This window comes from Frankia sp. CcMO1 (genome assembly GCF_977945845.1).
The window spans coordinates 1-4,520 of record NZ_CDWTMG010000314.1; the positions used below are offsets into that span (position 1 = coordinate 1).

The window sequence follows — 4,520 nt, forward strand, 5'->3', positions numbered from 1 at the left end:
GCCGCGAGCCGGGTGGTCGGCCGGTCCCGGCCCGGGGCGCCGAGCGTGCCGGCGGCGCGGCGGGCCAGCGTCGACAGGCCGAACAGGGCGCACAGCACCACCACGATCGTCAGCGCGGCCGCCGCGCCCGTCCCGGCGTCGAAGTAGGTGAACCCGTAAGTGTACAGACGGTAGTAGACGTTGTCGGTGGTGTTGTCGGGGCCGCCCTGGGTGAGCACAGCGATGTTGTTGAACGTCCACTGCCCGGCGAACACCGCGCACAGAAACGACAGCAGGATCGTGGTGCCACGCAGTTGGGGGACCACGAGACGGCGGGTGATCTCCCATTCGGTGGCGCCGTCGACGCGGGCGGCATCGAGGCAGCGCCGGTCGATCGCGGCCAGTGCCGCGCCGTAGAGCAGCATGTTGAGCGCGACGAACCGGGCCGCGGTGATGAGCGAGATGGCGGCGAGGGCGGTCGAGGGGTCACCGAGCCAGTCCCGCTCGCCCAGGCCCAGCCCGCCGGTGACGACGTTGACGATGCCACCGAGCGGGTCGAGGACGAACCGCCAGGACAGCGCGTTCGCGACGGGGGCGAGCATCACCGGCAGGAACAGCAGGGCCCGGTAGATGTCGCTGGTCCGACCGGGCCGCTTCCACAGCATGATCGCCAGTGCCATCGGGACGATCGTCGCGAAGGGCAGCATCACCAGGACGTAGAGGCCGGTGCGGCTCAGCGCCCGGGGGAACTCTTCGCCCTCGAACAGGCCGCGGAAGTTGGCAAGCCCCACGAAGTCCCGGTCGGGTTTGATCAGGTCCCAGTTCGTCAGGCTCAGGTACGCCTCGAAGACCAGCGGCCCGTAGACGAAGACCGCCAGCGACACCAGCACCGGCGCCTGGTAGAGCCACGGTACGGCGCGGCGCGCCACCGTGGCCGGGATGGCCCCGCGCGGACGTGCCACGCGGGGCCAGGTGCCGATCATCAGGAGGAGAGTGCGCGGATCTTCTCGGCGGCCTTGCTCAGGGTCGCCTGAGGATCGGCCCCGCGCAGGACGATCGGTTCGACGGCCTCGTCCTGCAGCACGACGACGGCCTGGTTGGCCTTCGCCCCGCGGAACGAGGTGTAGGGGGTGACGGTGTCGAGCTGGTCGAGGGCCGGTTCCAGCAGCTTCACGATCGGGGTGTCGGCGAGCTTCGTCGCCACGCTCTGCCGCAGCGGCAGGTAGCCGATCTTCGAGGTGATGATCTCGAAGCCCTCGTCGGAGGTGAGGAACTTGATGAACTCCCAGGCGGCGCGCTGCTTGGCCGGGTCCTTGGCCAGCACCGCGAGCCCGGCGCCGGAGTAGGTCGGGCGGGCGGGTTTGGTGCCGAAGGACGGCAGGCCCGCGGTGCGCAGCTCGAACTTGCCCGTCGCCGCCTTCTGGGCGCTGGCGAGCAGCGCCGTGCTGGTGACGAACATGCCAAGGTCACCCTTGGTGAACGCGGCCAGGGCCGCTTCGGCCTTGACCCCGGGCTGGGCACCCGAGGCGGTCAGGTCGGCGATCGTGGCCAGCGCCTCGACGGCCGGCTGCTTGTCGAGGGTGACCGCGCCGGAGGAATCGACCAGCAACCCACCGTTAGAATTCACCACCGACTGGGTCAGGTAGTCCGACTTCCCGCTGTCGACGACGCTGATGTAGACGCCCTCCTTACCGGTCGCCTTGATCTTCAAAGCGGCGGCCTTGACGTCGGCGAGGGTTGTCGGCGGCTGCTGCGGGTCCAGGCCGGCGGCGCGGAACAGGTCGGCGTTGTAGTACATGACCGGGATCGACATCGTGTACGGCATCGCCGCGACGACGCCGTTGGTGGAGACGGCCGACAGGATGTTCTTCGAGATGCCGGCGGTGGCCGGCTCCCACTCGCTGCCGGCGACCTTCTGGACCGGGGTGATCGGCAGGGCTTCGACCGCCTCGGCCATCTTGCTCCAGCCGATCTGGGCGACGTCGGGCGGATCACCGGCGGCGGTGTCGGTGCGCAGCCGAGTGAGGACGTCCTTCACCGCGACACCCTGCGGCTTGACCGTGATCTTCGGGTGCGCCTTGGCGAAGGCGTCGAGCAGTGCCTGGGTTCCCGTACCGCCGAGACCCGCGGTGCCGTAGTTGTAGGATAGGAAGGTAATGGTCGCCGGGGTGTCACCCTGCGGTGTCGCGGCCGGGGTACCGGAGGCGGTGTCGCTGTCCGAGCCGCAGGCCGCCACGGCGAGCAGGCCGACCGCGGCGGACAACGCCGTGACGACCAGCCGGGCCCGGTGCCGCCGCGGACGGCGGCCCGGGCGATCCTGTCCTGCGTCCCGCTCTTGTCCTGTGTCCCGTTCATGTCCAGCAGCATCGTCGTGCCGGGAAACGGCTGTCACACCAGTCGCCTTTCACGTGTCGGAGCAGTTGCGTCACCCGAGGGGTGATCGCATCCCGGGAACAGGTCGCCACCCGGGAACAGGTCGCCACCCACGGGGGGCGGGAAGACGTCGGCGGAGGTCATGCGATGTCGAACTTGCGGGCCGGGGCGGCCAGGTGCACCGGCCCGTCGAACACCCGCTCGGCCTCGGCGCGCCGCGCAGCCAGCCACTCAGGGTCGTCGGTGACGAAGTGGGTGAGCACGAGCTGACCCACCCCGGCGAGCCGCGCCGCCTCGGCCGCGTCGAGGGCGCTGAGGTGGCCGTGGCCGCTGTCGTCGGTCAGCTCGAGGGTGGCCTCGGCGAGGAGAAGATCGACGCCGCGGGCGAGGTCGACGAGGGCGTCGGTCACCCCGGTGTCACCGGTGTAGGCGAGGCTGGCGCCCGCCGTCTCGATGCGGATCCCGCAGTTCGGTACCGCGTGGCGCAGCCCGTGCAGGCTGACCATGCAGTCGTCGATCTTAAAGGTCTCCCCCGGGTCGTACTCGCGGACGTCGAAGGCGACCTCGAACGCCTTGTCCAGCAACGGGATGGTCGCGACCGGGAAAAGCCCGGCCAATGCCTGGAAGGTATCCAGGCCGCCCCGCGGAAGGTAAAGAGGAATCGGTTCGCTGCGCGCCAGAATGTCACGTGCCGGGAGCGTCGGAAATCGCATGGGATATCGGGCCAGACTGGCCAGAAATGCCTTTCCCAGCGGGAGGAGATCATAGCAGTGATCGGAATGCAGATGACTGATCACAATACCGTCGAGCGATGCGGAGTGCCCCAGCGCGCTCAGCGCCGTCGCGGCGCCGGGGCCGCAGTCCAGCAGCATCTTCGTCTCCGCGGTGCAGACGAGGTAGCTGGAGCTGCACTGACCGCCGGTCGGCATTCCCGACCGGCAGCCCAGGACGGTCAACCGCATACGTTCATCCGTTCATCTTGATGTTCCGCTCTTGGTGTTCCGTTGGGAACATGTGGAACATTCGGCGCCAGGGTGCGCGAGGATTTCCGCTGTCATCCGCGATGCTGCTGGGTGGCGCCGTCGCCGGCAATATGGAACTTTCGAACGGACGATTGCCCCGGCCAATCGCCATCTACACGGGCCGCCGCCGCCGAACGGGCCCGTGACGAAGAACATCGGGCCGGCCCGGCGACGGGGGCCCGAAGGTGCCACGGGGGCCCGAAAGTGCCGGGAGTGCCGCGAAAGGTGCCGCAGGGGTGCGGGCTCAGCCGCCGGAAGCCGGCTGCCCGTCGTGGGCGAGGACCGGCACCTGCGGCGCGGGAGGTACGGGAGGTACCGGGACGGCGTCCTCCCCGAAGGGACCCGCGTTGTCCAAGCTGCGCAGGAACGCCTCGACGACGGGCGGCGGGTCGGGGTGCCAGACCACCTGCACCCCGACGGTGGGCACCGGCTCGACGAGCCGCACGGCCGCCAGGCCCTTGCCGGGCACGAAACCGCTGCGGACGGACGAGGCGAATCCCACAACCGACTTCGTCGTGACGATGATCCCCGTGGCACCCGAGTCGTCGACCTCGTCGGCGACCGTCAGGCTGATGCCCGCCCGGCCGGCGGCGGCGAGGATCGCGTCGTGCATGGCGGGGCTCTGTTCCCGCCGGAACAACACACACCGTTGGCGCGCGAGCTCCCGGAACGACGCCTGCTGGCGGTCGGCCCACGGATGGTGGTGGCCGACGATGGCGACCAGCGGCAGGGTGAGAATCCGTCGCGACTGCAGCCCGGCGGCCGGCGCCCCGCCGAACACGAGCGCCACGTCCACCTTGCGGTCGTGCAGGGCAGCGAGCGTCGGTCCGCTGCGAGCCTCCCAGAGAACCGTGGAGATGCCGGGGTAGTCGGCGCCCAACCGGACGAGGGTCGGCTGGAGCACCCGCTGCCCGGCGGGGAAGTTGAAGCCGATGGTCAACACGCCCACGCGGCCCGAGGCCGCCTCCCGGGCCGCCGACACGGCCCGGCGCGCGGTGTCGAGGACCCGCCGGGCCTCGACCTCGAACGCACGGCCGGCCGCGGTGAGCCGCACCTCGTGGGAGGTCCGGCTGACCAGTTCGACACCGACCTCCCGTTCGAGGCGCTGGAGCTGCTGGCTCAGCGACGGCTGGGCCAGGTGCAGCC

4 protein-coding genes are annotated in these 4,520 nt (G+C 70.3%); all 4 read right to left on the reverse strand.

The window, feature by feature from the left end; all coding sequences use genetic code 11:
• A partial coding sequence (locus tag AC08OU_RS22810; RefSeq protein ID WP_476605760.1) for a carbohydrate ABC transporter permease occupies nt 1-941 on the reverse strand: 941 nt, incomplete at its 3' end.
• 20 nt (nt 942-961) lie between these two features.
• Complete coding sequence (locus AC08OU_RS22815) at nt 962-2,371, reverse strand: ABC transporter substrate-binding protein (RefSeq protein ID WP_476605761.1); 1,410 nt, start codon at nt 2,369-2,371, stop codon at nt 962-964.
• 121 nt (nt 2,372-2,492) lie between these two features.
• Nucleotides 2,493-3,314 (reverse strand): MBL fold metallo-hydrolase, encoded by an 822-nt coding sequence (locus AC08OU_RS22820; protein ID WP_476601720.1) that lies wholly within the window; start codon nt 3,312-3,314, stop codon nt 2,493-2,495.
• A gap of 304 nt (nt 3,315-3,618) precedes the next feature.
• A partial coding sequence (locus tag AC08OU_RS22825; RefSeq protein WP_476605762.1) for a LysR family transcriptional regulator occupies nt 3,619-4,520 on the reverse strand: 902 nt, incomplete at its 5' end.

What these genes read in the sequence shown, in the direction of transcription:
- AC08OU_RS22820 (WP_476601720.1), bottom strand. Translation starts at nt 3,314, where the DNA reads ATGCGGTTGACCGTCCTGGGCTGCCGGTCGGGAATGCCGACCGGCGGT.